35 protein-coding genes are annotated in these 25,875 nt (G+C 40.5%); all 35 read left to right on the top strand.

All coding sequences use genetic code 11. The features are described 5' to 3' along the window. The first annotated feature begins 16 nt into the window (after positions 1–16). The 35 genes from rplL to rpsD all read left to right on the top strand — a co-directional run bounded on the left by rplL (position 17) and on the right by rpsD (position 25,871). Positions 17–391: a 50S ribosomal protein L7/L12 gene (rplL, locus tag ACGHVY_RS21775; RefSeq protein WP_024988271.1), complete on the top strand. Its 375-nt coding sequence runs from the start codon at positions 17–19 to the stop codon at positions 389–391. 104 nt (positions 392–495) lie between these two features. Then, complete coding sequence (rpoB, locus tag ACGHVY_RS21770; RefSeq protein WP_390601536.1) at positions 496–4,308, top strand: DNA-directed RNA polymerase subunit beta; 3,813 nt, start codon at positions 496–498, stop codon at positions 4,306–4,308. 105 nt (positions 4,309–4,413) lie between these two features. Continuing rightward, entirely contained in the window at positions 4,414–8,697 is a 4,284-nt protein-coding gene (gene rpoC / locus ACGHVY_RS21765) for a DNA-directed RNA polymerase subunit beta' (RefSeq protein WP_390601533.1), read from the top strand. A 144-nt stretch (positions 8,698–8,841) separates the two neighbouring features. Beyond that, positions 8,842–9,150, top strand: coding sequence for a DUF3467 domain-containing protein (locus tag ACGHVY_RS21760; protein ID WP_390601530.1), 309 nt, complete (start codon positions 8,842–8,844; stop codon positions 9,148–9,150). Positions 9,151–9,286: 136 nt separating this feature from the next. Beyond that, entirely contained in the window at positions 9,287–9,688 is a 402-nt protein-coding gene (rpsL, locus tag ACGHVY_RS21755; RefSeq protein WP_005675419.1) for a 30S ribosomal protein S12, read from the top strand. A 143-nt stretch (positions 9,689–9,831) separates the two neighbouring features. Continuing rightward, the gene (gene rpsG / locus ACGHVY_RS21750) at positions 9,832–10,308 is read left to right on the top strand and encodes a 30S ribosomal protein S7 (protein WP_005675420.1); all 477 of its coding nucleotides are present in this window, start codon (positions 9,832–9,834) and stop codon (positions 10,306–10,308) included. Between the two features lie 49 nt (positions 10,309–10,357). After that, positions 10,358–12,475, top strand: a complete 2,118-nt coding sequence (fusA, locus tag ACGHVY_RS21745) for an elongation factor G (RefSeq protein WP_390601528.1) — start codon at positions 10,358–10,360, stop codon at positions 12,473–12,475. A gap of 83 nt (positions 12,476–12,558) precedes the next feature. After that, on the top strand, positions 12,559–12,864 hold the full coding sequence (gene rpsJ, locus ACGHVY_RS21740; protein ID WP_002558075.1) for a 30S ribosomal protein S10: 306 nt from the start codon (positions 12,559–12,561) through the stop codon (positions 12,862–12,864). Positions 12,865–12,882: 18 nt separating this feature from the next. Then, the gene (rplC, locus tag ACGHVY_RS21735) at positions 12,883–13,500 is read left to right on the top strand and encodes a 50S ribosomal protein L3 (RefSeq protein ID WP_390601525.1); all 618 of its coding nucleotides are present in this window, start codon (positions 12,883–12,885) and stop codon (positions 13,498–13,500) included. Continuing rightward, positions 13,500–14,126: a 50S ribosomal protein L4 gene (rplD, locus tag ACGHVY_RS21730; protein ID WP_390601522.1), complete on the top strand. Its 627-nt coding sequence runs from the start codon at positions 13,500–13,502 to the stop codon at positions 14,124–14,126. Before rplC ends, rplD begins: the two co-directional genes overlap by 1 nt. 16 nt (positions 14,127–14,142) lie before the next feature. After that, positions 14,143–14,433: a 50S ribosomal protein L23 gene (gene rplW / locus ACGHVY_RS21725; protein ID WP_007747932.1), complete on the top strand. Its 291-nt coding sequence runs from the start codon at positions 14,143–14,145 to the stop codon at positions 14,431–14,433. Between the two features lie 5 nt (positions 14,434–14,438). Next, the gene (gene rplB, locus ACGHVY_RS21720) at positions 14,439–15,263 is read left to right on the top strand and encodes a 50S ribosomal protein L2 (protein WP_004296346.1); all 825 of its coding nucleotides are present in this window, start codon (positions 14,439–14,441) and stop codon (positions 15,261–15,263) included. 20 nt (positions 15,264–15,283) lie between these two features. Beyond that, the gene (gene rpsS / locus ACGHVY_RS21715; protein ID WP_008762037.1) at positions 15,284–15,553 is read left to right on the top strand and encodes a 30S ribosomal protein S19; all 270 of its coding nucleotides are present in this window, start codon (positions 15,284–15,286) and stop codon (positions 15,551–15,553) included. 36 nt (positions 15,554–15,589) lie between these two features. Beyond that, complete coding sequence (gene rplV, locus ACGHVY_RS21710) at positions 15,590–16,000, top strand: 50S ribosomal protein L22 (protein WP_005675428.1); 411 nt, start codon at positions 15,590–15,592, stop codon at positions 15,998–16,000. A 5-nt stretch (positions 16,001–16,005) separates the two neighbouring features. Then, positions 16,006–16,737: a 30S ribosomal protein S3 gene (rpsC, locus tag ACGHVY_RS21705; RefSeq protein WP_005675430.1), complete on the top strand. Its 732-nt coding sequence runs from the start codon at positions 16,006–16,008 to the stop codon at positions 16,735–16,737. Between the two features lie 23 nt (positions 16,738–16,760). After that, positions 16,761–17,195 (top strand): 50S ribosomal protein L16, encoded by a 435-nt coding sequence (rplP, locus tag ACGHVY_RS21700; RefSeq protein WP_004291234.1) that lies wholly within the window; start codon positions 16,761–16,763, stop codon positions 17,193–17,195. 5 nt (positions 17,196–17,200) lie between these two features. After that, positions 17,201–17,398, top strand: coding sequence for a 50S ribosomal protein L29 (gene rpmC, locus ACGHVY_RS21695; protein WP_005675431.1), 198 nt, complete (start codon positions 17,201–17,203; stop codon positions 17,396–17,398). Beyond that, positions 17,395–17,664 (top strand): 30S ribosomal protein S17, encoded by a 270-nt coding sequence (gene rpsQ, locus ACGHVY_RS21690; RefSeq protein ID WP_004296341.1) that lies wholly within the window; start codon positions 17,395–17,397, stop codon positions 17,662–17,664. The genes rpmC and rpsQ overlap by 4 nt, the downstream gene beginning before the upstream one ends. A gap of 2 nt (positions 17,665–17,666) precedes the next feature. Beyond that, entirely contained in the window at positions 17,667–18,032 is a 366-nt protein-coding gene (rplN, locus tag ACGHVY_RS21685) for a 50S ribosomal protein L14 (protein WP_024988104.1), read from the top strand. A gap of 20 nt (positions 18,033–18,052) precedes the next feature. Then, positions 18,053–18,382, top strand: a complete 330-nt coding sequence (gene rplX, locus ACGHVY_RS21680) for a 50S ribosomal protein L24 (protein ID WP_007747948.1) — start codon at positions 18,053–18,055, stop codon at positions 18,380–18,382. Continuing rightward, positions 18,382–18,939: a 50S ribosomal protein L5 gene (gene rplE / locus ACGHVY_RS21675; RefSeq protein WP_004310886.1), complete on the top strand. Its 558-nt coding sequence runs from the start codon at positions 18,382–18,384 to the stop codon at positions 18,937–18,939. Before rplX ends, rplE begins: the two co-directional genes overlap by 1 nt. A 5-nt stretch (positions 18,940–18,944) precedes the next feature. Further along, complete coding sequence (rpsN, locus tag ACGHVY_RS21670; protein ID WP_390601515.1) at positions 18,945–19,244, top strand: 30S ribosomal protein S14; 300 nt, start codon at positions 18,945–18,947, stop codon at positions 19,242–19,244. A 52-nt stretch (positions 19,245–19,296) separates the two neighbouring features. Continuing rightward, positions 19,297–19,692, top strand: a complete 396-nt coding sequence (rpsH, locus tag ACGHVY_RS21665) for a 30S ribosomal protein S8 (protein WP_004296336.1) — start codon at positions 19,297–19,299, stop codon at positions 19,690–19,692. A gap of 15 nt (positions 19,693–19,707) precedes the next feature. Continuing rightward, positions 19,708–20,277 carry a 50S ribosomal protein L6 gene (gene rplF, locus ACGHVY_RS21660; RefSeq protein ID WP_390601513.1) on the top strand — a complete coding sequence of 190 codons (570 nt, stop codon included), beginning with the start codon at positions 19,708–19,710 and terminating at the stop codon, positions 20,275–20,277. 21 nt (positions 20,278–20,298) lie between these two features. Next, positions 20,299–20,643 (top strand): 50S ribosomal protein L18, encoded by a 345-nt coding sequence (gene rplR, locus ACGHVY_RS21655; protein ID WP_024988108.1) that lies wholly within the window; start codon positions 20,299–20,301, stop codon positions 20,641–20,643. Between the two features lie 5 nt (positions 20,644–20,648). Next, positions 20,649–21,167: a 30S ribosomal protein S5 gene (rpsE, locus tag ACGHVY_RS21650; protein ID WP_390601511.1), complete on the top strand. Its 519-nt coding sequence runs from the start codon at positions 20,649–20,651 to the stop codon at positions 21,165–21,167. A gap of 9 nt (positions 21,168–21,176) precedes the next feature. Next, positions 21,177–21,353 (top strand): 50S ribosomal protein L30, encoded by a 177-nt coding sequence (gene rpmD, locus ACGHVY_RS21645; protein WP_004296332.1) that lies wholly within the window; start codon positions 21,177–21,179, stop codon positions 21,351–21,353. A 32-nt stretch (positions 21,354–21,385) separates the two neighbouring features. Then, positions 21,386–21,832, top strand: a complete 447-nt coding sequence (rplO, locus tag ACGHVY_RS21640; protein ID WP_008023042.1) for a 50S ribosomal protein L15 — start codon at positions 21,386–21,388, stop codon at positions 21,830–21,832. A 4-nt stretch (positions 21,833–21,836) separates the two neighbouring features. Further along, the gene (gene secY / locus ACGHVY_RS21635; protein ID WP_167959812.1) at positions 21,837–23,177 is read left to right on the top strand and encodes a preprotein translocase subunit SecY; all 1,341 of its coding nucleotides are present in this window, start codon (positions 21,837–21,839) and stop codon (positions 23,175–23,177) included. 15 nt (positions 23,178–23,192) lie between these two features. Further along, on the top strand, positions 23,193–23,990 hold the full coding sequence (map, locus tag ACGHVY_RS21630; protein ID WP_390601508.1) for a type I methionyl aminopeptidase: 798 nt from the start codon (positions 23,193–23,195) through the stop codon (positions 23,988–23,990). A gap of 1 nt (position 23,991) precedes the next feature. Further along, positions 23,992–24,210, top strand: a complete 219-nt coding sequence (infA, locus tag ACGHVY_RS21625) for a translation initiation factor IF-1 (RefSeq protein ID WP_002558052.1) — start codon at positions 23,992–23,994, stop codon at positions 24,208–24,210. Positions 24,211–24,218: 8 nt separating this feature from the next. Further along, the gene (gene ykgO, locus ACGHVY_RS21620) at positions 24,219–24,335 is read left to right on the top strand and encodes a type B 50S ribosomal protein L36 (RefSeq protein WP_002558051.1); all 117 of its coding nucleotides are present in this window, start codon (positions 24,219–24,221) and stop codon (positions 24,333–24,335) included. Positions 24,336–24,368: 33 nt separating this feature from the next. Beyond that, entirely contained in the window at positions 24,369–24,749 is a 381-nt protein-coding gene (gene rpsM / locus ACGHVY_RS21615) for a 30S ribosomal protein S13 (RefSeq protein ID WP_390601506.1), read from the top strand. 11 nt (positions 24,750–24,760) lie between these two features. After that, positions 24,761–25,150 (top strand): 30S ribosomal protein S11, encoded by a 390-nt coding sequence (gene rpsK, locus ACGHVY_RS21610; RefSeq protein WP_004296327.1) that lies wholly within the window; start codon positions 24,761–24,763, stop codon positions 25,148–25,150. A gap of 115 nt (positions 25,151–25,265) precedes the next feature. Then, positions 25,266–25,871, top strand: coding sequence for a 30S ribosomal protein S4 (rpsD, locus tag ACGHVY_RS21605; RefSeq protein ID WP_007747964.1), 606 nt, complete (start codon positions 25,266–25,268; stop codon positions 25,869–25,871). The last annotated feature ends 4 nt before the right edge of the window (positions 25,872–25,875 follow it).

Raw genomic sequence — 25,875 nt, 5'->3', positions numbered from 1 at the left:
TAAAATCATACAAAAAATGGCAGATTTGAAAGCTTTTGCAGAACAATTAGTTAACTTGACAGTAAAAGAAGTTAATGAACTTGCAACTATCCTTAAAGATGAATACGGTATTGAACCTGCTGCTGCAGCTGTTGCTGTTGCTGCTGGTCCTGCAGCTGGTGCTGCTGCTGTAGAAGAAAAGACTTCTTTCGACGTAGTATTGAAGAGCGCTGGCTCAGCTAAACTTCAGGTTGTTAAAGCCGTTAAGGAAGCTTGTGGCCTTGGCTTGAAAGAAGCTAAAGACTTGGTAGACGGTGCTCCTAGCACAGTTAAAGAAGGTTTGGCTAAAGACGAAGCAGAATCATTGAAGAAAACATTGGAAGAAGCTGGAGCTGAAGTTGAACTTAAATAACATTGGCCTGGTAATCAGGTAATTCGGTTAGGAATCCTTCACAAGAGGATTCTTAACCTTTTTGTGTATATATTTCAAATTAAGTTCTCCAAATTCATTAATAGATGTCTTCAAATACTGTAAATCAAAGAGTTAATTTTGCTTCGACTAAGAATCCGCTCGAATATCCGGATTTCCTGGAAGTACAATTGAAGTCATTCCAAGACTTTCTACAATTAGATACCCCACCTGAAAAGCGTAAGAATGAGGGATTGTATAAAGTATTTGCTGAAAACTTCCCTATTGCCGATACTAGAAACAATTTTGTTCTAGAGTTTCTGGACTATTATATTGATCCGCCGCGTTATACCATCGATGACTGTATAGAGCGTGGGCTCACTTATAGTGTTCCTTTAAAAGCGAAACTTAAGCTTTACTGTACGGACCCCGATCATGAGGATTTTGATACAGTGATTCAGGACGTATTCCTCGGCCCGATTCCTTATATGACTGATAAGGCTACTTTCGTCATTAATGGTGCCGAACGCGTAGTTGTGTCACAGCTTCACCGTTCTCCGGGTGTGTTCTTCGGTCAAAGTGTGCATGCCAATGGTACAAAACTTTATTCGGCTCGTATTATTCCGTTTAAAGGTTCGTGGATTGAGTTTGCTACTGACATCAATAATGTGATGTACGCATACATTGATCGTAAGAAGAAATTACCGGTAACCACCTTGTTGCGTGCGATTGGCTTCGAGAATGACAAAGATATTCTTGAGATTTTCAACCTCGCAGAGGATGTGAAGGTTAACAAGACAAATCTGAAGAAAGTGCTGGGCCGCAAACTGGCTGCACGTGTCTTGAAAACATGGATTGAAGATTTCGTTGATGAAGATACCGGTGAAGTGGTTTCTATCGAACGTAACGAAGTTATTATCGACCGTGAAACCGTACTGGAAGAGGAGCATATTGATGAAATTCTGGAATCGGGAGTTCAAAATATCCTTTTGCATAAGGATGAACCGAATCAGTCTGATTTCTCTATCATATATAATACGCTGCAGAAGGACCCGAGTAACTCGGAAAAAGAGGCTGTGTTGTATATCTATCGTCAGTTGCGTAACGCCGACCCGGCTGATGACGCAAGTGCACGCGAAGTTATCAACAACTTGTTCTTCTCAGAAAAAAGATATGACCTTGGTGATGTAGGTCGTTACAGAATCAACAAAAAGTTGAACTTGACGACTGATATGGACGTGCGTGTTCTCACTAAGGAAGATATCATTGAAATCATCAAATATCTGATTGAGTTGATTAACTCGAAGGCAGATGTGGATGATATTGACCACTTGAGTAACCGTCGTGTACGTACAGTGGGCGAACAGCTTTCTAACCAGTTTGCTGTTGGTTTGGCGCGTATGTCCCGTACGATTCGTGAACGTATGAACGTCCGCGACAATGAAGTGTTTACACCGATTGATTTGATTAATGCGAAGACTATTTCTTCTGTAATCAACTCTTTCTTCGGAACGAATGCCTTGTCGCAATTCATGGACCAGACAAATCCGCTGGCTGAAATCACGCACAAGCGTCGTATGTCTGCACTGGGTCCTGGTGGTCTTTCTCGTGAACGTGCCGGATTTGAGGTTCGTGACGTTCACTATACACACTATGGTCGTCTTTGTCCGATTGAGACTCCTGAAGGTCCGAACATCGGTTTGATTTCATCGTTGTGTGTATTCGCTAAAATTAATGAACTCGGATTTATCGAGACTCCCTACCGTAAGGTTGAAAACGGAAAGGTGGACCTTTCTGATGACGGCTTGGTTTATCTGACCGCTGAAGAAGAAGAAGAGAAGATTATAGCGCAAGGTAATGCTCCGTTGAATGATGACGGTACATTCGTGCGTAATAAGGTTAAGTCTCGTCAGGATGCTGACTTCCCGGTTGTTGAACCGGCAGAGGTAGATTTGATGGATGTTTCTCCTCAGCAGATTGCATCAATCGCAGCTTCATTGATTCCGTTCCTGGAACATGATGATGCTAACCGTGCATTGATGGGTTCTAACATGATGCGCCAGGCAGTTCCGTTGTTGAGAAGTGAGGCTCCGATTGTTGGTACTGGTATCGAACGTCAGTTGGTTAGAGACTCTCGTACGCAGATTACTGCTGAGGGAGATGGTGTGGTTGACTATGTTGACGCTACTACAATTCGTATTCTGTACGACCGTACGGAAGACGAAGAATTTGTAAGTTTCGAACCAGCTCTGAAAGAATACAGAATACCTAAGTTCCGTAAGACTAACCAAAACATGACAATTGACTTGCGTCCGACTTGCGACAAAGGTCAGCGTGTGAAGAAGGGTGATATCTTGACTGAAGGTTATTCTACCGAAAAGGGTGAGTTGGCACTGGGTAAGAACTTGTTGGTTGCTTACATGCCTTGGAAGGGGTACAATTATGAGGATGCTATCGTTTTGAACGAACGCGTAGTACGGGAAGATTTGCTGACTTCTGTTCACGTGGAAGAATACTCTTTGGAAGTTCGTGAAACAAAACGTGGTATGGAAGAGTTGACTTCTGATATTCCGAATGTAAGTGAAGAAGCTACCAAGGACTTGGACGAGAATGGTATCGTAAGAATTGGTGCCCGTATCGAACCGGGTGATATCATGATTGGTAAGATTACTCCGAAGGGTGAATCTGATCCTTCTCCTGAAGAGAAACTGCTTCGTGCTATCTTCGGTGACAAGGCCGGTGATGTGAAAGATGCTTCACTGAAAGCTTCTCCTTCTTTGAAAGGGGTTGTTATCGATAAGAAGTTATTCTCACGTGTCATCAAGAACCGTAGCTCCAAACTTGCAGACAAAGCATTGCTGCCTAAGATTGATGATGAATTTGAATCAAAGGTTGCAGACTTGAAACGTATTCTGGTTAAGAAACTGATGACTTTGACAGAAGGCAAAGTTTCTCAGGGCGTGAAAGATTATTTGGGTGCGGAAGTGATTGCCAAGGGGGCTAAGTTCAGTGCATCAGACTTTGATTCACTTGACTTTACTTCTATCCAGTTGAGCAACTGGACTAGTGACGACCATGCTAACGGTATGATCCGTGACTTGGTGATGAACTTTATCAAGAAATACAAAGAACTGGATGCTGAATTGAAACGTAAGAAGTTTGCTATCACTATCGGTGACGAACTTCCTGCCGGTATCATTCAGATGGCTAAAGTATATATTGCTAAGAAACGTAAGATTGGTGTGGGTGATAAAATGGCAGGTCGCCACGGTAACAAGGGTATCGTGTCACGTGTCGTACGTCAGGAAGATATGCCGTTCTTGTCGGACGGTACTCCGGTTGACATTGTATTGAATCCGTTGGGTGTGCCTTCCCGTATGAACATCGGTCAGATTTTTGAAGCTGTACTTGGACGTGCCGGAAAGACATTGGGTGTGAAATTTGCAACTCCTATTTTCGATGGTGCTACAATGGATGATTTGGACGAATGGACAGACAAGGCTGGATTGCCACGCTACTGTAAGACTTATCTTTGCGATGGTGGTACAGGTGAGCAATTTGACCAGGCGGCTACTGTAGGTGTGACTTATATGTTGAAGTTAGGTCACATGGTTGAAGACAAGATGCATGCTCGTTCTATCGGTCCGTACTCATTGATTACTCAGCAACCTCTTGGTGGTAAAGCACAATTCGGTGGTCAGCGTTTCGGAGAAATGGAGGTTTGGGCGCTTGAAGGCTTTGGCGCTGCTCATATCCTGCAGGAGATTCTGACTATCAAGTCTGATGACGTGGTAGGACGTTCGAAGGCTTATGAAGCAATTGTGAAAGGTGAACCGATGCCGCAACCTGGTATTCCGGAATCCTTGAACGTATTGTTGCACGAGTTGAGAGGTTTAGGTTTGAGTATCAACCTAGAATAAAATAATGAAGAATGCGTGGTGTCAACAAGCCGGCGAAGGTCTGTTGACATCCGTGTCTTTTTCAATTTCCAATGATTCAATTATCAAATCTCAATTATATAGAGTATGGCTTTTAGAAAAGAAAATAAGACGAAAAGTAATTTCTCGAAGATCTCAATTGGTCTGGCTTCTCCGGAAGAAATCCTAGAGAATTCGAGTGGTGAAGTTTTGAAGCCTGAAACCATTAATTACCGTACGTACAAACCCGAACGTGACGGTTTGTTCTGCGAGCGCATCTTTGGTCCTATTAAGGACTATGAATGCCATTGCGGTAAATACAAACGTATCCGTTATAAAGGTATCGTCTGCGACCGTTGTGGTGTGGAAGTTACTGAAAAGAAGGTACGCCGTGAACGTATGGGACATATCCAATTGGTTGTGCCGGTGGCTCACATTTGGTATTTCCGTTCGCTCCCTAATAAAATCGGTTATTTGCTCGGGTTGCCGACAAAGAAACTGGATTCGATTATATACTACGAACGTTATGTTGTTATTCAGCCGGGTGTAAAAGCTGAAGATGGCGTAGCTGAATATGATTTGCTTTCAGAAGAAGAATATCTGGATATTCTTGATACGCTTCCGAAGGACAATCAGTATCTTGAAGATAACGATCCGAACAAATTCATCGCTAAGATGGGTGCTGAAGCTATCTATGATTTGCTGGCTCGTCTGGATCTGGATGCATTGTCTTACGAATTGCGTCACCGTGCAGGTAATGATGCTTCACAACAACGTAAGAATGAAGCGTTGAAACGTCTTCAGGTAGTGGAATCGTTCCGTGCATCCCGTGGACGTAACAAACCGGAATGGATGATTGTACGTATCGTACCGGTTATTCCACCCGAACTTCGTCCGTTGGTTCCGTTGGATGGTGGTCGTTTTGCTACATCTGACTTGAACGACCTTTACCGTCGTGTGATTATCCGTAATAACCGTCTGAAACGACTGATTGAAATCAAGGCTCCGGAAGTAATCTTGCGTAATGAAAAACGTATGCTTCAGGAATCTGTCGATTCTTTGTTTGATAATTCACGTAAGTCAAGTGCAGTGAAGACAGATGCCAACCGTCCGTTGAAATCATTGTCTGACAGTTTGAAAGGTAAGCAAGGACGTTTCCGTCAGAACTTGTTGGGTAAACGTGTTGACTACTCGGCTCGTTCGGTAATTGTCGTTGGTCCTGAATTGAAGATGGGGGAATGTGGTATTCCTAAATTGATGGCTGCTGAATTGTACAAGCCGTTTATTATCCGTAAACTCATCGAACGCGGTATCGTTAAGACTGTGAAGTCTGCAAAGAAAATTGTTGACCGAAAAGAACCGGTGATTTGGGATATTCTGGAACATGTAATGAAGGGACATCCGGTACTGTTGAATCGTGCTCCGACATTGCACCGTTTGGGTATTCAGGCTTTCCAACCGAAAATGATTGAAGGTAAAGCAATCCAGTTGCATCCGTTGGCATGTACGGCTTTCAATGCCGACTTTGACGGTGACCAGATGGCTGTTCATTTGCCTTTGAGTAATGAAGCAATTCTTGAAGCACAGATGTTGATGCTTCAATCACATAATATTTTGAATCCGGCAAACGGTGCACCTATTACCGTACCTGCACAGGATATGGTTCTTGGTTTGTACTATATCACTAAGCTGCGTGCCGGTGCTAAGGGGGAAGGTTTGACATTCTACGGTCCGGAAGAAGCATTGATTGCTTATAATGAAGGTAAGGTAGATATTCACGCTCCGGTGAAAGTAATCGTGAAAGACGTTGATGAAAATGGTAACATTGTAGACGTAATGCGCGAAACTTCTGTAGGACGTGTGATTGTGAATGAAATAGTTCCGCCTGAGGCTGGTTATATCAACACTATTATCTCTAAGAAATCTCTTCGTGATATTATTAGTGATGTTATTAAGGTTTGTGGTGTAGCTAAAGCTGCCGACTTCTTGGATGGAATCAAGAACTTAGGTTATCAGATGGCGTTCGAGGGTGGTTTGTCATTCAACTTGGGTGATATTATCATTCCGAAGGAAAAAGAGACTTTGGTACAGAAGGGTTACGACGAAGTTGAACAAGTCGTTAACAACTATAATATGGGTTTCATTACCAACAACGAACGTTACAATCAGGTTATTGATATCTGGACGCATGTTAACTCCGAGTTGTCTAACATCCTGATGAAGACTATTTCTTCGGATGATCAAGGTTTCAACTCTGTATATATGATGCTTGATTCCGGTGCCCGTGGTTCTAAAGAACAGATTCGTCAGTTGTCTGGTATGCGTGGCTTGATGGCAAAACCGCAGAAAGCTGGTGCTGAGGGTGGTCAGATCATCGAGAACCCGATCTTGTCGAACTTTAAAGAAGGACTTTCGGTGTTGGAGTACTTTATTTCTACCCACGGTGCTCGTAAAGGTTTGGCGGATACCGCTTTAAAGACTGCCGATGCTGGTTATCTGACTCGTCGTCTGGTGGATGTATCACATGATGTGATTATTACAGAAGAAGACTGCGGTACACTCCGTGGATTGGTTTGTACAGACCTCAAGAATAACGATGAAGTTATAGCTACTCTGTACGAACGTATCTTAGGCCGTGTTTCCGTGCATGATATTATTCATCCTACTACTGGCGAATTGCTTGTTGCCGGTGGTGAAGAAATCACGGAAGAAGTCGCTAAGAAGATTCAGGATTCTCCGATCGAGAGTGTTGAAATCCGTTCGGTATTGACTTGTGAGGCTAAGAAGGGTGTTTGTGCTAAATGTTACGGTCGTAACCTAGCAACGAGCCGTATGGTTCAGAAGGGTGAAGCTGTTGGCGTAATTGCTGCTCAGTCTATCGGTGAGCCGGGTACACAGTTGACATTGCGTACATTCCACGCCGGTGGTACTGCTGCCAATATCGCAGCAAATGCAAGTATCGTTGCTAAGAATAACGCACGTCTTGAATTTGAGGAATTGCGTACAGTAGATATCGTTGATGAAATGGGTGAGTCTGCGAAAGTGGTAGTAGGACGTTTGGCTGAAGTTCGTTTCGTAGACGTAAATACCGGCATCGTTCTTTCTACTCATAACGTTCCTTATGGTTCAACGTTGTATGTAGGTGATGGTGACTTGGTAGAAAAGGGCAAGCTGATTGCTAAATGGGACCCGTTCAACGCTGTTATTATCACAGAAGCAACTGGTAAGATCGAATTTGAGGGTGTAATTGAGAACGTTACTTATAAAGTTGAGTCGGATGAAGCTACAGGGCTTCGTGAAATCATCATTATTGAATCTAAAGATAAGACGAAAGTTCCTTCGGCTCATATCTTGACGGAAGATGGTGACTTGATCCGTACTTACAACTTGCCGGTAGGTGGTCACGTGATTATCGAAAATGGTCAGAAAGTGAAAGCCGGTGAAGTTATTGTGAAGATTCCGCGTGCCGTAGGTAAAGCGGGTGATATCACGGGTGGTCTTCCTCGTGTTACTGAATTGTTTGAAGCTCGTAATCCGTCTAACCCAGCTGTCGTTTCTGAAATTGACGGTGAGGTTACGATGGGTAAGATCAAACGTGGTAACCGTGAGATTATCGTAACTTCCAAGACTGGTGAGGTTAAGAAATATCTAGTCGCATTGTCCAAGCAGATTCTGGTACAGGAAAATGACTATGTACGTGCTGGTACTCCGTTGTCTGACGGTGCTACTACTCCGGCGGATATCTTGGCTATTAAAGGTCCTACGGCCGTGCAGGAATATATCGTGAATGAAGTTCAGGATGTATATCGTCTGCAGGGTGTGAAGATCAATGATAAGCACTTTGAGATTATCGTTCGTCAGATGATGCGTAAAGTACAGATTGACGAGCCGGGTGACACTCGCTTCCTGGAACAACAAGTTGTAGACAAACTTGAGTTCATGGAAGAAAATGACCGCATTTGGGGTAAGAAAGTAGTTGTTGACGCTGGTGATTCTCAAAGTATGCAAGCTGGTCAGATTGTGACTGCCCGTAAGCTACGTGATGAGAATAGTATGCTGAAACGTCGTGACTTGAAACCTGTTGAGGTTCGTGATGCTGTGGCTGCTACATCTACTCAAATTCTTCAAGGTATCACACGTGCTGCTTTACAGACTTCAAGCTTTATGTCGGCTGCTTCCTTCCAGGAAACAACGAAGGTATTGAATGAAGCTGCTATTAACGGTAAGATTGATAAACTGGAAGGTATGAAGGAAAATGTGATCTGTGGTCACTTGATTCCGGCAGGTACAGGACAGCGTGAATTTGAAAAACTTATTGTTGGTTCAAAAGAAGAGTATGACCGTATCTTGGCTAATAAGAAAACGGTACTCGACTACAATGAAGTAGAATAAATACAATTCAATTGACTATATGAGAAGGAGCGATTGCCGGATGAGGTAATTGCTCCTTTTTTTATTTCTTTTTATTTGAGTGTATTGTCTTTGTCTCGGGAAAATTGTGTTATTTTGCAGGATAACTATTAATTATATTAAATAATGGAAGAACAAAATAACAACGGACAATTACAGATTGAGTTAAAAGAAGAGGTAGCACAAGGTACATATGCCAATCTTGCTATCATAACCCATTCAAGTTCAGAGTTTATTCTTGATTTTATACGTGTGATGCCGGGGATGCCGAAAGCTGGCGTGCAATCTCGTATTGTCGTGGCTCCTGAACATGCAAAACGATTATTGCGGGCATTGGAAGATAATATTGCTAAATATGAACGTGTGTTTGGTCCGATACGTATTTCTGACGAAGCTCCGATACCACCGCTTACAAGCGTAAAAGGCGAAGCGTGAGGTTGATATAAAAATATTAAAAAATAAAAAAAGGTTGTAGTGCATTGAATATTCAAATATTATTCGTATTTTTGCAGCCCAAAATGTATAGTTACGAAATTAATATAACAATAATATAAATCAAAAAACAATTAAAATGCCTACAATTCAGCAATTAGTAAGAAAAGGACGCGAAGTGCTGGTGGAGAAAAGTAAATCTCCAGCCTTGGATTCATGTCCTCAAAGACGTGGCGTTTGCGTGAGAGTATATACTACTACTCCGAAGAAGCCGAACTCTGCAATGCGTAAAGTAGCTCGTGTGCGTTTGACTAACCAAAAAGAGGTTAACTCTTACATTCCGGGAGAAGGACACAACTTGCAGGAACACTCAATCGTTTTGGTACGTGGCGGTCGTGTAAAAGACCTTCCGGGTGTACGTTACCACATTGTTCGTGGTACACTTGATACAGCAGGTGTTGCTGGTCGTACTCAAAGACGTTCTAAATACGGAGCTAAGCGTCCGAAACCGGGACAAGCTGCACCGGCTAAGAAGAAATAAGGATTAAAACCTAATTAAAATTAAAGTAATAACTTACGTTTTAGTTTGTTGGAAATGCTAAAGGTTGAGTAAATTCTCCGGTGGGAGAGTTGAAGAAGTCAAGAAGTAGACAACCAAGAACAAAAACATTATTTTTCAAACAAATGAGAAAAGCAAAACCAAAAAAACGCGTAATCCTTCCGGATCCCGTTTTTAATGACCAAAAGGTTTCTAAGTTCGTAAACCATTTGATGTATGACGGTAAAAAGAATACGTCTTATGAAATCTTTTATGCCGCTCTGGAAACAGTGAAAGTGAAACTTCCTAACGAAGAAAAATCTGCTCTCGAAATCTGGAAAAAGGCTTTGGATAATGTGACTCCGCAAGTGGAAGTTAAGTCTCGCCGTGTAGGTGGTGCTACTTTTCAAGTTCCTACTGAAATCCGTCCGGATCGTAAGGAATCAATCTCAATGAAGAATTTGATCCTGTTTGCCCGTAAAAGAGGTGGTAAATCAATGGCTGATAAGCTGGCTGCTGAAATCATGGATGCCTTCAACGAACAAGGTGGTGCATACAAGCGTAAAGAAGATATGCATAGAATGGCTGAAGCTAACCGTGCGTTCGCTCATTTTAGATTCTAATACTGTAAGATATAATCAATTAAAAACTTAAAGTAATAAGGAATTAAAGATGGCTAAGCAAGATTTACATTTGACTCGTAATATCGGTATCATGGCCCACATTGATGCCGGAAAGACAACAACTTCTGAACGTATCCTGTTTTACACCGGATTGACTCACAAAATCGGTGAGGTGCATGATGGGGCTGCTACTATGGACTGGATGGAACAGGAGCAAGAACGTGGTATTACTATTACATCTGCTGCAACAACAACAAGATGGAAATATGCTGGTGATACTTACAAGATTAACTTGATTGATACTCCGGGGCACGTTGACTTTACTGCAGAGGTAGAGCGTTCATTGCGTATCTTGGATGGTGCTGTTGCTGCTTACTGTGCAGTGGGTGGTGTGGAACCTCAATCGGAAACTGTATGGCGTCAGGCTGATAAATATAATGTACCTCGTATTGCATACGTGAACAAAATGGACCGTTCAGGTGCTGACTTCTTTGAAGTTGTACGTCAGATGAAGGACGTTTTGGGTGCCAATCCTTGTCCGATCGTTGTACCTATCGGGGCTGAAGAATCTTTCAAGGGTCTTGTTGACCTGATTAAGATGAAGGCTATTTATTGGCATGATGAAACAATGGGTGCTGACTATACAGTGGAAGATATTCCTGCTGACCTCGTTGATGAAGCTAACGAATGGAGAGATAAAATGCTCGAAAAAGTTGCTGAATTTGATGATGCTTTGATGGAGAAATATTTCGATGATCCTTCTACTATTACAGAAGAAGAGGTATTGAGAGCTCTTCGTAAAGCAACTGTTCAGATGGCTGTTGTTCCGATGTTGTGCGGCTCTTCATTTAAGAATAAAGGTGTTCAGACATTACTTGATTATGTTTGTGCTTTCTTGCCTTCTCCGTTGGATACAGAAAATGTAATCGGTACGAATCCGGATACTGGTGCTGAAGAAGACCGTAAGCCGAGTGATGATGAAAAAACATCTGCTTTGGCATTTAAGATCGCTACTGACCCGTATGTAGGTCGTTTGACTTTCTTCCGTGTGTATTCTGGTAAAATTGAAGCTGGTTCTTATATCTACAATTCTCGCTCTGGTAAGAAAGAACGTGTTTCCCGTCTGTTCCAGATGCATTCAAATAAACAAAATCCGGTTGAAGTAATCGGTGCTGGTGATATTGGTGCAGGTGTAGGTTTTAAAGATATTCACACTGGTGATACATTGTGTGACGAAACAGCTCCGATTGTGCTCGAGTCTATGGACTTCCCGGAACCGGTAATCGGTATTGCAGTTGAGCCTAAAACTCAGAAAGACATGGATAAATTGTCTAACGGTTTGGCTAAACTGGCTGAAGAAGACCCGACATTTACAGTGAAGACTGACGAACAAACAGGTCAGACAGTTATCTCTGGTATGGGTGAGCTTCACTTGGATATCATTATTGACCGTTTGAAACGTGAGTTTAAAGTGGAATGTAACCAGGGTAAGCCTCAGGTTAATTATAAAGAAGCTATCACTAAGACAGTTGATCTTCGTGAGGTTTATAAGAAACAGTCTGGTGGTCGTGGTAAGTTCGCTGATATTATTGTTAAGATCGGTCCGGTTGACGAAGACTTCAAAGAAGGTGGATTGCAGTTTATTGATGAAGTGAAGGGTGGTAACATTCCTAAGGAATTTATTCCTTCTGTTCAGAAAGGTTTCACAACTGCTATGAAGAATGGTGTCTTGGCTGGTTATCCGCTCGATTCATTAAAAGTGACATTGATTGACGGCTCATTCCACCCGGTTGACTCTGACCAGTTATCTTTCGAAATTTGTGCTATCCAAGCATACAAGAATGCTTGTTCTAAGGCAGGTCCTGTATTGATGGAACCTATCATGAAACTGGAAGTTGTAACTCCGGAAGAAAACATGGGTGATGTTATCGGTGACTTGAATAAGCGTCGTGGACAGGTTGAAGGTATGGAATCCAGTCGTTCTGGTGCTCGCATCGTGAAAGCGATGGTTCCGTTGGCTGAAATGTTTGGTTATGTAACGGCGTTGCGTACTATCACTTCAGGTCGTGCGACTTCATCAATGGTTTACTCTCATCACGCTCAGGTTTCTACTTCTATTGCCAAGGCGGTATTGGAAGAAGTAAAAGGACGTGCTGATTTACTCTAAAAATATCTAAGGCAGCAGGCTAGCGAATGACTCTTAGCCTGCCGCTTTATCTTATTTTATAACTATCTTAATTAAAAAATATAATGAGTCAGAAAATTAGAATTAAATTGAAATCTTACGACCACAACTTGGTTGACAAATCAGCTGAAAAGATTGTAAGAACGGTAAAGGCTACCGGTGCTATTGTTAGTGGTCCAATTCCTCTTCCTACGCACAAGCGTATCTTTACAGTAAACCGCTCGACTTTCGTTAACAAAAAGTCTCGTGAACAGTTTGAACTCTCTTCTTATAAGAGATTGATCGACATCTATAGCTCAACAGCTAAGACTGTAGACGCTTTGATGAAGTTGGAGTTACCGAGTGGTGTGGAAGTAGAAATTAAAGTTTGATAATTAAAAATTAGTGAAATGCCAGGATTATTAGGAAAAAAAATCGGAATGACATCCGTTTTCAGTGCCGATGGTAAGAATGTACCATGCACTGTTATCGAAGCAGGTCCTTGTGTTGTTACTCAGGTTAAAACAGTAGAAAAAGATGGCTATGCAGCTGTTCAGTTGGGTTTCCAGGACAAAAAGGAAAAACATACAACTAAACCGTTGATGGGGCACTTCAAAAGAGCTGGAGTAACACCGAAGAGACACTTGGCTGAGTTCAAAGAGTTTGAGACAGAATTGAATCTGGGGGATACAGTTACTGTAGAATTGTTCGATGGCGCTGACTTTGTTGACGTTGTTGGTACTTCTAAAGGTAAGGGTTTCCAGGGTGTAGTAAAAAGACATGGTTTTGGTGGTGTGGGGCAAGCTACTCACGGTCAGCACAACCGCGCTCGTAAGCCGGGTTCTATCGGTGCTTGTTCTTACCCTGCAAAAGTATTTAAAGGAATGCGCATGGGTGGACAACTTGGTGGTGACAGAGTCACTGTACAAAACTTGCAGGTATTAAAAGTAATCGCGGATCATAACCTTCTTTTGATTAAAGGTTCTATCCCGGGTTGCAAAGGTTCAATCGTATTAATTGAGAAATAATGGAAGTTAACGTATATAACATTAAAGGTGAAGACACTGGGAGAAAGGTTACGTTAAACGAATCTATCTTCGGAATTGAGCCCAACGACCACGCTATCTATTTGGACGTAAAACAATTTATGGCTAATCAGCGTCAGGGTACTCATAAATCAAAAGAAAGAAGTGAAATCAGTGGTTCTACTCGCAAGATCGGTCGTCAGAAAGGTGGCGGTGGGGCACGTCGTGGTGATATGAACTCACCGGTTCTCGTTGGTGGTGCACGTGTTTTCGGTCCGAAGCCAAGAGATTACTTCTTCAAGTTGAATAAAAAAGTTAAGACATTGGCTCGTAAGTCCGCTTTGTCTTATAAAGCTCAGAACAATGCAATCGTTGTTGTAGAAGATTTCAATTTTGAAGCTCCGAAGACAAAAGATTTCGTTGCAATGACAAAAAATCTTAAAGTTTCCGACAAAAAGCTACTACTAGTTTTACCGGAAGCAAATAAAAACGTATATTTGTCAGCTCGTAACATTGAGGGTGCTAATGTACAGACTATCTCAGGATTAAATACTTACAGAGTATTGAATGCTGGGGTTGTTGTGCTTACTGAAAACTCTTTGAAGGCTATTGACAATATCTTAATTTAAAAAGGAGGCTTAAATAATGGGAATTATTATTAAACCGTTGGTAACAGAAAAAATGACTGCAATCACTGATAAGCTGAACCGTTTCGGCTTCGTTGTGCGTCCTGATGCTAACAAACTGGAAATTAAGAAGGAAGTTGAAGCTCTTTATAATGTTACTGTAGTTGATGTGAATACTGTGAAGTATGCTGGCAAAAACAAGAGCCGTTATACCAAAGCAGGTATCATCAATGGTCGTACGAATGCATTCAAAAAAGCAATCGTAACATTGAAAGAAGGAGATACTATTGATTTTTATAGTAATATTTAATAAAAATGGCAGTACGTAAATTTAAGCCCACAACACCGGGGCAAAGACATAAAATTATTGGTACTTTCGAAGAAATTACTGCATCAGTACCAGAAAAGTCTCTTGTATATGGTAAGAAATCATCTGGCGGTCGTAACAGCGAAGGTAAGATGACTATGCGCTACATTGGTGGCGGTCATAGAAAGGTGATTAGAATTGTTGATTTCAAGAGAAATAAGGACGGTGTTCCAGCAGTGGTTAAGACAATTGAATACGATCCGAACCGTTCGGCTCGTATTGCTTTGTTATTTTATGCTGATGGAGAAAAAAGATATATTATTGCTCCCAATGGATTGCAAGTTGGTGCGACTCTGATGTCAGGTGAAACAGCAGCGCCAGAGATTGGTAATGCTCTTCCTCTTCAAAACATTCCAGTGGGTACTGTGATTCACAATATTGAATTACGCCCGGGACAGGGTGCTGCTCTGGTTCGTTCAGCTGGTAACTTTGCTCAGTTGACTTCTCGTGAGGGTAAGTATTGTGTAATCAAGTTGCCTTCAGGTGAAGTAAGACAGATTCTTAGCACATGTAAAGCTACTATCGGTAGTGTAGGTAACTCTGATCATGGATTGGAAAGCTCTGGTAAAGCCGGACGCTCTCGTTGGCAAGGACGTCGTCCTCGTAACCGCGGTGTTGTAATGAACCCGGTTGATCACCCGATGGGTGGTGGTGAAGGACGTGCTTCCGGAGGTCACCCAAGATCACGTAAGGGATTGTACGCTAAGGGACTTAAGACTAGAGCTCCTAAGAAACAGTCGTCTAAGTACATTATTGAGAGAAGAAAAAAGTAATCTGATTAATTGAGTAAACTATGAGTCGTTCATTAAAAAAAGGTCCATATATTAACGTAAAGCTTGAAAAGAGAATTTTTGCCATGAATGAATCGGGCAAGAAAGTCGTAGTAAAGACTTGGGCCAGAGCTTCAATGATTTCGCCTGATTTTGTAGGCCATACAGTTGCAGTTCACAATGGAAATAAATTTATTCCTGTTTATGTTACCGAGAATATGGTAGGACACAAGTTGGGCGAATTTGCTCCAACTCGTACATTCAGAGGACACGCTGGTAACAAGAAAAGATAACAGGATTTATTTGAAATAATAAAGTAATAAATAATAATGGGAGCAAGAAAAAAAATATCGGCTGAAAAGAGAAAAGAAGCCCTTAAGACCATGTATTTTGCAAAATTGCAAAATGTTCCTACTTCTCCGCGTAAGATGCGTCTGGTTGCAGATATGATTCGTGGTATGGAAGTGAACAGAGCACTTGGTGTTTTGAAATTTTCTTCAAAAGAAGCTGCTGCAAGAGTGGAAAAATTGCTTCGCTCTGCAATTGCTAACTGGGAACAGAAAAACGAACGTAAAGCAGAAAGCGGCGAGTTGTTCGTGACTAAGATTTTTGTTGATGGTGGAGCTACACTCAAAAGAATGAGACCGGCACCACAGGGTAGAGGTTATAGAATTCGCAAACGTTCAAATCACGTAACATTGTTCGTTGGTGCTAAAAGTAATAACGAAGATCAAAATTAAGGTAGATGGGACAAAAAGTTAATCCAATAAGCAACCGTTTAGGAATTATCAGAGGATGGGATTCTAACTGGTATGGTGGAAATGATTACGGTGATTCTTTGCTGGAAGATAGCAAAATCCGTAAATATCTTAATGCAAGACTTGCAAAGGCAAGTGTATCAAGAATCGTAATTGAACGTACGCTGAAGCTCGTTACTATTACTGTTTGTACTGCTCGCCCGGGTATTATTATCGGTAAAGGTGGCCAAGAAGTTGATAAGTTAAAAGAGGAGTTGAAGAAGGTTACCGACAAAGATATTCAGATCAATATCTTTGAAGTGAAAAGACCGGAACTGGATGCTGTGATTGTTGCAAATAACATCGCTCGCCAGGTAGAAGGTAAAATTGCCTATCGCCGTGCCATTAAGATGGCTATCGCAAACACTATGCGTATGGGGGCTGAAGGTATCAAAATTCAGATTTCAGGACGTTTGAATGGAGCTGAAATGGCTCGTTCTGAAATGTATAAAGAAGGAAGAACTCCGTTACACACTTTCAGAGCTGATATCGACTACTGTCATGCAGAAGCGTTGACTAAAGTAGGTTTGTTGGGTATCAAAGTTTGGATTTGTCGAGGTGAAGTATTTGGCAAGAGAGAATTAGCTCCGAACTTTACACAAAGCAAAGAAAGTGGTCGTGGAAACAATGGTGGAAACAACGGCGGAAAGAACTTCAAAAGAAAGAAAAATAATCGCTAAACGAATTTGAATTTTAGGAAACTATGTTACAACCGAAAAAGACAAAATTCAGAAGACAACAAAAAGGCCGTCAGAAAGGTAATGCCCAAAGAGGTAACCAGTTGGCCTTTGGTTCTTTTGGCATAAAGGCTTTGGAGACTAAGTGGATTACAGGCCGTCAGATCGAAGCTGCTCGTATTGCAGTAACAAGATATATGCAACGTCAAGGACAGATCTGGATCCGTATATTCCCGGATAAACCGATCACTAGAAAACCTGCCGATGTACGTATGGGTAAAGGTAAAGGTGCTCCAGAGGGATTTGTGGCTCCTGTAACTCCAGGTAGAATCATTATTGAAGCTGAAGGAGTATCTTACGAAATCGCGAAAGAAGCATTGCGCTTAGCTGCTCAAAAGCTTCCTATTACAACGAAGTTTGTCGTAAGACGTGATTATGATATTCAAAATCAAAATGCGTAAGTGTTATGAAAATTGCAGAAATTAAAGAAATGACTACTAGTGATTTAGTAGAAAGAGTAGAGGCAGAGACAGCTAATTATGACCAAATGGTTATTAATCATTCTATTTCTCCTTTGGAAAATCCTGCTCAAATCAAACAATTACGCAGGACTATTGCGCGTATGAAAACTGAGTTACGCCAAAGAGAACTTAACAATAAATGATCAGCTTGATGGAAGCAAGAAATTTAAGAAAAGAAAGAACAGGGGTTGTGTTGAGCAATAAGATGGATAAGACTATCACAGTTGCTGCCAAATTTAAGGAAAAACACCCTATATATGGTAAGTTCGTTAGCAAAACGAAGAAGTACCATGCTCACGATGAAAAGAATGAATGCAATATCGGTGATACTGTAAGCATCATGGAAACTCGTCCTTTGAGCAAGACTAAAAGATGGAGATTAGTAGAAATAATTGAAAGAGCTAAGTAATTATGATACAAGTAGAATCCAGACTTACAGTATGTGATAACAGTGGAGCTAAAGAGGCTATGTGTATTCGCGTTTTAGGTGGTACACGTCGTCGTTATGCTTCAGTGGGGGATGTCATTGTAGTTTCAGTGAAGAGTGTTATCCCTTCTAGTGATGTTAAAAAAGGTGCAGTATCAAAGGCTTTAATTGTACGTACAAAGAAAGAAATCCGTCGTCCTGATGGTTCTTATATACGTTTTGATGATAATGCTTGCGTGTTGTTGAATAATGCAGGTGAAATTAGAGGAAGTCGTATTTTCGGTCCTGTAGCAAGAGAACTTCGTGCTACAAACATGAAAGTTGTGTCACTTGCGCCTGAGGTACTTTAATTTTGTAAAAGATTTAAGTAATGAGTAAATTACATATTAAAAAAGGCGATACAGTTTACGTAAATGCTGGTGAAGATAAGGGCAAAACTGGTCGTGTATTGAAGGTTCTTGTTAAAGAAGGACGTGCATTTGTTGAAGGTATCAATATGGTATCTAAAAGCACAAAACCGAATGCAAAGAATCCGCAGGGTGGTATCGTGAAGCAGGAAGCTTCTATCCACATTTCAAACTTGAACCCGGTTGATCCAAAAACTGGTAAAGCAACGCGTATTGGGAGAAAAGTAAGTTCTTTGGAAGGTAAAAGAACTGTAGTGCGTTATTCTAAAAAATCAGGAGAGGAGATTAAGTAATGAGTAATACTGCTAGTCTTAAGAAAGAATATGCAGAGCGTATAGCACCTGCATTGAAATCACAGTTCCAGTATTCTTCTACAATGCAGATACCCGTACTTAAGAAGATTGTTATCAATCAGGGTTTAGGTATGGCTGTTGCTGATAAGAAGATTATTGAAGTTGCAATCAATGAAATGACGGCTATTACAGGTCAGAAGGCTGTAGCTACCATTTCTCGTAAAGATATCGCAAACTTTAAGTTGCGTAAAAAAATGCCGATTGGTGTTATGGTAACTTTACGTCGTGAAAGAATGTACGAATTCCTTGAAAAATTGGTTCGTGTAGCTCTTCCTCGTATCCGTGACTTCAAAGGTATCGAAAGTAAGTTTGATGGTAAAGGTAACTATACCCTTGGTATTCAGGAACAAATCATTTTCCCTGAAATAAATATCGATAGTATTACAAGAATTCTCGGAATGAATATTACCTTTGTAACCTCTGCGGAAACAGATGAAGAAGGTTATGCATTGCTGAAGGAATTTGGTTTACCTTTTAAAAACGCTAAAAAAGACTAATAGATATGGCAAAGGAATCAATGAAAGCACGTGAAGTAAAACGTGCTAAATTAGTAGCCAAATACGCCGAAAAAAGAGCTGCTTTGAAGCAAATTGTTAGAACAGGTGATGCTGCTGATGCTTTTGAAGCTGCACAGAAGTTGCAAGAGTTGCCGAAGAATTCTAATCCGATTCGTATGCACAACCGTTGCAAACTGACTGGTCGTCCTAAAGGTTATATTCGCCAATTCGGAATTTCGAGAATTCAGTTCCGTGAAATGGCATCTAACGGACTGATCCCAGGCGTAAAGAAAGCAAGCTGGTAATTATTGTTTAAATATTGTCAGGGTAGTCCTGATTAATTTAATTTATTTTTATATGACTGATCCAATAGCAGATTATTTGACGAGGTTGCGGAACGCGATTGGTGCAAAGCACAGAGTTGTTGAAGTTCCCGCTTCGAATTTGAAAAAAGAAATCACTAAGATTCTTTTTGAAAAAGGCTACATTCTTAACTATAAGTTTGTAGAAGATGGTCCTCAAGGAACTATTAAAGTTGCCTTGAAGTATGATTCTGTTAACAAAGTTAACGCAATCAAGAAATTAGAAAGAATATCTTCTCCGGGTATGCGTAAGTATACAGGTTATAAAGATATGCCGCGTGTTATTAATGGGCTGGGTATTGCTATAATATCTACTTCCAAAGGTGTAATGACTAACAAAGAGGCTGCAGAACTGAAGATCGGTGGTGAAGTCTTGTGTTATGTATATTAATTAGGAGGAATTAGAATGTCAAGAATAGGAAAATTACCCATTAGTATCCCTGCTGGAGTGACAGTCACTCTGAAGGATGATGTGGTTACCGTAAAGGGACCCAAAGGCGAAATGAGCCAATATGTGAATCCTGCTATCAATGTTACTATTGAAGACGGACACGTAACTTTAACAGAAAACGATAAAGAAATGCTTGATAACCCGAAGCAGAAACATGCTTTCCACGGTTTGTATCGTTCATTGGTTCATAACATGGTTGTGGGCGTATCTGAAGGATACAAAAAAGAGTTGGAACTTGTCGGTGTAGGTTATCGTGCTTCTAACCAAGGTAACATCATTGAACTGGCTTTAGGTTATACACACAATATTTTCATCCAATTGCCTGCTGAGGTAAAAGTTGAAACTAAGTCTGAAAGAAATAAGAATCCTCTTATCATATTGGAATCGTGTGACAAACAGTTGCTTGGTCAAGTTTGCTCTAAAATACGTTCTTTCCGTAAACCTGAACCATATAAGGGTAAAGGTATTAAGTTTGTTGGCGAAGTAATTCGTAGAAAGTCTGGTAAATCAGCCGGCGCTAAGTAAATCATATAAAATTAGATTATTATGACAACAAAAATAGAAAGACGAGTTAAGATCAAATATAGAGTACGCAATAAGATTTCAGGTACTACTGAATGTCCGCGTATGAGTGTATTTAGAAGTAACAAGCAAATTTATGTCCAGATTATCGATGATCTTTCTGGTAAGACACTAGCCGCTGCTTCTTCTTTAGGAATGACTGAAAAAGTTGCTAAAAAAGAACAAGCTGCTAAAGTTGGTGAAATGATTGCTAAAAAGGCTCAGGAAGCAGGTATAACTACTGTAGTTTTCGACCGTAATGGTTACTTGTATCATGGGAGAGTAAAAGAAGTGGCTGATGCTGCTCGTAACGGTGGACTTAAATTTTAATCATTATGGCAGGAGTTAATAATAGAGTTAAGATTACTAACGATATAGAACTGAAAGATAGATTAGTTGCTATTAATCGTGTTACTAAAGTTACCAAAGGTGGTAGAACTTTTAGTTTCTCAGCAATCGTTGTTGTAGGTAACGAAGAAGGTATCATTGGTTGGGGACTTGGTAAAGCAGGTGAAGTAACAGCTGCTATCGCTAAAGGTGTTGAGTCAGCTAAAAAGAACTTGGTGAAAGTGCCTATTTTGAAAGGTACTGTTCCTCATGAACAATCAGCAAAATTTGGTGGTGCTGAAGTATTTATCAAACCCGCATCTCACGGAACTGGCGTTGTAGCTGGTGGTGCTATGCGTGCTGTATTGGAAAGTGTTGGTGTAACTGACGTTTTGGCTAAATCAAAGGGTTCTTCAAATCCGCATAACCTTGTTAAAGCTACAATTGAAGCTTTGAGTGAAATGCGTGATGCAAGAATGATTGCTCAGAACAGAGGTATTAGTGTAGAAAAAGTATTTAGAGGATAAGGAGGAGATATGTCAACTATAAAGATTAAACAAGTTAAAAGTAGAATTGGTGCTCCGGCTGATCAGAAAAGAACTCTTGATGCACTGGGACTTCGTAAACTGAACCGCGTGGTTGAACACGAAAGCACTCCTTCAATTCTTGGAATGGTAGATAAAGTAAAACACTTGGTTGCCATTGTTAAGTAATTATTTGTTGAATAATAAAACGAAATTACAATATGAACTTAAGTAATTTAAAACCTGCAGAGGGATCTACTAAGACAAGAAAAAGAATTGGACGTGGTGCTGGTTCTGGCTTAGGCGGTACTTCTACAAGAGGTCATAAAGGAGCTAAATCAAGATCTGGATACTCAAAGAAAATCGGTTTTGAAGGTGGTCAGATGCCTCTTCAACGTCGAGTTCCTAAATTTGGTTTTAAGAATATCAATCGTGTAGAATATAAAGCGATCAACTTGGATACTATCCAAAAACTTGCTGAAGCTAAGAGCTTGGCAAAAGTTGGTGTTAACGACTTTATCGAAGCAGGATTTATTTCTTCAAATCAGTTGGTAAAAGTATTGGGTAACGGAACTCTGACTAACAAGCTGGAAGTAGAAGCTCATGCATTCTCAAAGACTGCAACTGCTGCTATTGAGGCTGCTGGTGGAACTGTAGTAAAACTCTGATTCAATGAGAAAAGCTATTGAAACATTAAAGAATATATGGAAGATTGAGGATCTGAGACAACGGATCCTCATCACCATATTGTTTGTGGCAATTTACCGTTTCGGATCATATGTCGTATTACCGGGTATCAATCCGGCGATGTTGGCAAAGTTGCACGAACAAACAAGTGAAGGCCTTTTAGCCTTGTTAAATATGTTCTCTGGAGGAGCATTTTCTAATGCCTCTATTTTTGCATTAGGAATCATGCCTTATATCTCTGCATCTATCGTCATTCAGTTGTTGGGAATCGCAGTGCCGTATTTCCAGAAACTGCAACGCGAAGGTGAGAGCGGCAGAAGAAAAATGAATCAATATACTCGTTACTTGACGATCGCTATATTGTTAGTTCAGGCCCCTTCTTATTTGCTCAATCTTAAAATGCAGGCTGGCCCTTCCTTAAATGCTTCATTAGATTGGACTCTGTTTATGGTTACCTCTACCATTATTTTGGCAGCAGGTAGTATGTTTATTTTGTGGCTTGGTGAAAGAATTACTGATAAAGGTATTGGTAATGGTATTTCTTTTATCATCTTAATTGGTATTATCGCTCGTTTCCCTGATGCTCTGTTGCAGGAAGTTGTATCAAGAGTAGCAAACAAGAGTGGTGGTCTGATTATGTTTATAATTGAAATCGTATTCTTATTGTTAGTGATTGGTGCTGCTATTCTATTGGTGCAGGGTACAAGGAAAATTCCTGTACAGTATGCTAAGAGAATTGTAGGTAACAAGCAATATGGGGGTGCAAGACAGTATATTCCTTTAAAAGTGAATGCAGCTGGTGTAATGCCTATCATCTTTGCTCAGGCAATCATGTTTATACCTATTACATTTATCGGTTTTTCAAATGTAAATAATGCAGGCGGTTTCTTGCATGCGTTTACAGATCATACAAGTTTCTGGTATAATTTTGTTTTTGCGGTAATGATTATATTATTTACGTATTTCTATACTGCAATTACAATTAATCCGACTCAGATGGCTGAGGATATGAAGAGAAATAATGGTTTCATCCCTGGTATCAAACCGGGAAAGAAAACAGCAGAGTATATTGATGATATTATGTCTCGTATTACTTTACCGGGCTCTTTCTTCTTGGCTTTGGTTGCTATCATGCCTGCTTTTGCTGGTATATTTGGGGTACAAGCCGGTTTCGCTCAATTCTTCGGTGGTACGTCTCTGTTAATTCTTGTAGGTGTAGTTCTTGATACACTGCAACAGGTTGAAAGTCATTTGTTGATGAGACACTATGATGGTCTGTTGAAGTCAGGTCGTATTAAAGGACGCGCTGGTGTAGCGGCATATTAATTCTTTAGATTAGAAATGATATTTCTTAAAACAGAAGATGAAATAGAATTGCTCCGTCAGAGCAACCTGCTTGTCGGAAAGACTTTGGCTGAGGTTGCCAAACTGGTGAAGCCTGGTGTTACTACACGTGAGTTGGATAAAGTTGCAGAAGAGTTCATTAGAGATCACGGAGCAATTCCAACTTTCAAAGGATTTCCAAATCAATACGGAGAACCGTTTCCTGCCTCCCTCTGTACTTCTGTGAATGAACAGGTAGTGCATGGAATCCCAAACGATATTGTTCTGAAAGAAGGTGATATCGTATCTGTGGATTGTGGAACATATATGAATGGTTTCTGTGGTGATTCTGCTTATACTTTTTGTGTAGGAGAGGTGGACGAAGAGGTTCGTAATTTGTTGAAGGTAACTAAAGAAGCGTTATATATTGGTATTCAGAATGCAGTGCAAGGCAAAAGAATCGGAGATGTCGGATATGCTATCCAGCAATATTGTGAGTCTCATTCTTATGGTGTTGTGCGTGAGTTTGTAGGTCATGGCATTGGTCATGAAATGCATGAAGATCCTCAGGTACCCAATTATGGTAAAAGAGGATATGGGCCTTTGATGAAAAGAGGTCTTTGCATAGCGATAGAACCGATGATAACACTGGGAGATCGGCAAGTGATTATGGAACGTGACGGATGGACTGTGAGGACCAGAGACCGTAAGTGTGCTGCACACTTTGAACATACGGTAGCTGTAGGAGTTGGTGAAGCTGATATTTTGTCATCATTCAAATTCATAGAAGAAGTTTTAGGAGATAAAGCAATATAATATGGCAAAGCAATCTGCAATAGAACAAGATGGAGTTATAGTTGAAGCATTGTCAAATGCAATGTTTCGTGTTGAATTAGAAAACGGACATGAGATTACTGCACATATTTCGGGCAAGATGCGGATGCATTACATCAAGATCCTGCCGGGAGATAAAGTGAGAGTCGAAATGTCTCCTTACGACTTATCGAAAGGAAGAATTGTGTTTAGATATAAATAAATTAAGATATGAAAGTAAGAGCATCATTAAAGAAACGCACGCCAGAATGTAAGATCGTTAGACGTAATGGCCGTTTGTATGTTATTAACAAGAAAAATCCTAAGTATAAACAACGTCAAGGATAATTTGTTATTTTTGCAAAAAAAATAATTTAGTATATGGCTATAAGAATAGTTGGTGTAGATTTACCTCAGAACAAAAGAGGTGAAATTGCGTTGACCTATGTATATGGAATAGGTCGCAGTAGTTCAGCAAAAATTTTAGATAAAGCTGGTGTAGATAAAGATCTGAAGGTGAAAGACTGGACAGATGAACAAGCTGCTAAGATTCGTGAGATTATCGGTGCAGAGTATAAAGTAGAAGGTGATCTTCGTTCTGAAATCCAATTGAACATTAAGCGATTAATGGATATTGGTTGCTATCGTGGTGTACGTCACCGTATTGGTCTGCCTGTAAGGGGGCAGAGCACTAAGAACAATGCACGTACTCGTAAGGGTAGAAAGAAAACCGTTGCTAATAAGAAAAAAGCTACTAAATAATAATTGTTGATATGGCAAAAAAAACAGTTGCAGCTAAAAAGAGAAATGTGAAAGTAGACGCTAATGGACAGTTGCATGTTCATTCATCTTTCAACAATATTATTGTTTCTCTTGCAAATAGTGAAGGGCAGATTATCTCTTGGTCATCTGCTGGTAAAATGGGATTTAGAGGTTCTAAAAAGAATACTCCTTATGCAGCTCAGATGGCTGCCCAGGATTGTGCTAAAATTGCATTTGATCTTGGCCTGAGAAAGGTAAAAGCATATGTGAAAGGTCCAGGTAACGGACGTGAGTCTGCTATTAGAACTATCCACGGTGCTGGCATCGAAGTTACTGAAATCATTGACGTAACTCCGCTTCCACATAATGGTTGTCGTCCTCCGAAAAGACGTAGAGTTTAATTTACCTTTAACTTACAATGATCTTGATTTTGTTTTTGGATTACATTAATTTCTCTCTGTAATCGCGGCTGCAACAAATTGAGTTCATGAATAAACAATTAAATATTTAAAAGAAATGGCTAGATATACTGGACCAAAATCAAGAATCGCCCGTAAATTCGGTGAAGGAATCTTTGGAGCTGATAAAGTTTTGTCAAAGAAAAATTACCCTCCCGGACAACACGGTAATTCAAGAAAAAGAAAAACTTCTGAATATGGTGTGCAACTTCGTGAAAAGCAGAAAGCTAAATACACCTATGGAGTTTTAGAGAAACAATTCCGCAATTTGTTTGAAAAAGCAGCTACTGCTAAAGGTATTACCGGTGAGGTGCTTCTTCAATTGCTGGAAGGCCGTCTTGACAACGTAGTATTCCGTTTGGGTATTGCTCCTACGCGTGCTGCTGCTCGTCAGTTGGTTAGTCACAAGCACATTACTGTAGATGGTGAAGTGGTAAACATTCCTTCATATGCAGTAAAACCGGGACAATTGATTGGTGTTCGTGAAAGATCTAAATCTTTGGAAGTAATTGCTAATTCTCTCGCTGGTTTCAATCACAGCAAGTATGCTTGGTTGGAATGGGACGAAGCTTCAAAGGTTGGTAAAATGTTGCATATACCTGAAAGAGCAGACATTCCTGAGAACATTAAAGAACATTTGATCGTTGAATTGTATTCTAAATAATAAT

The organism is Bacteroides sp. f07 (assembly GCF_042854785.1).
Taxonomy (GTDB): Bacteria; Bacteroidota; Bacteroidia; order Bacteroidales; family Bacteroidaceae; genus Bacteroides.
Note: the sequence above shows the minus strand (reverse complement) of the source record. Positions and strands in the feature narration are given on the sequence as shown.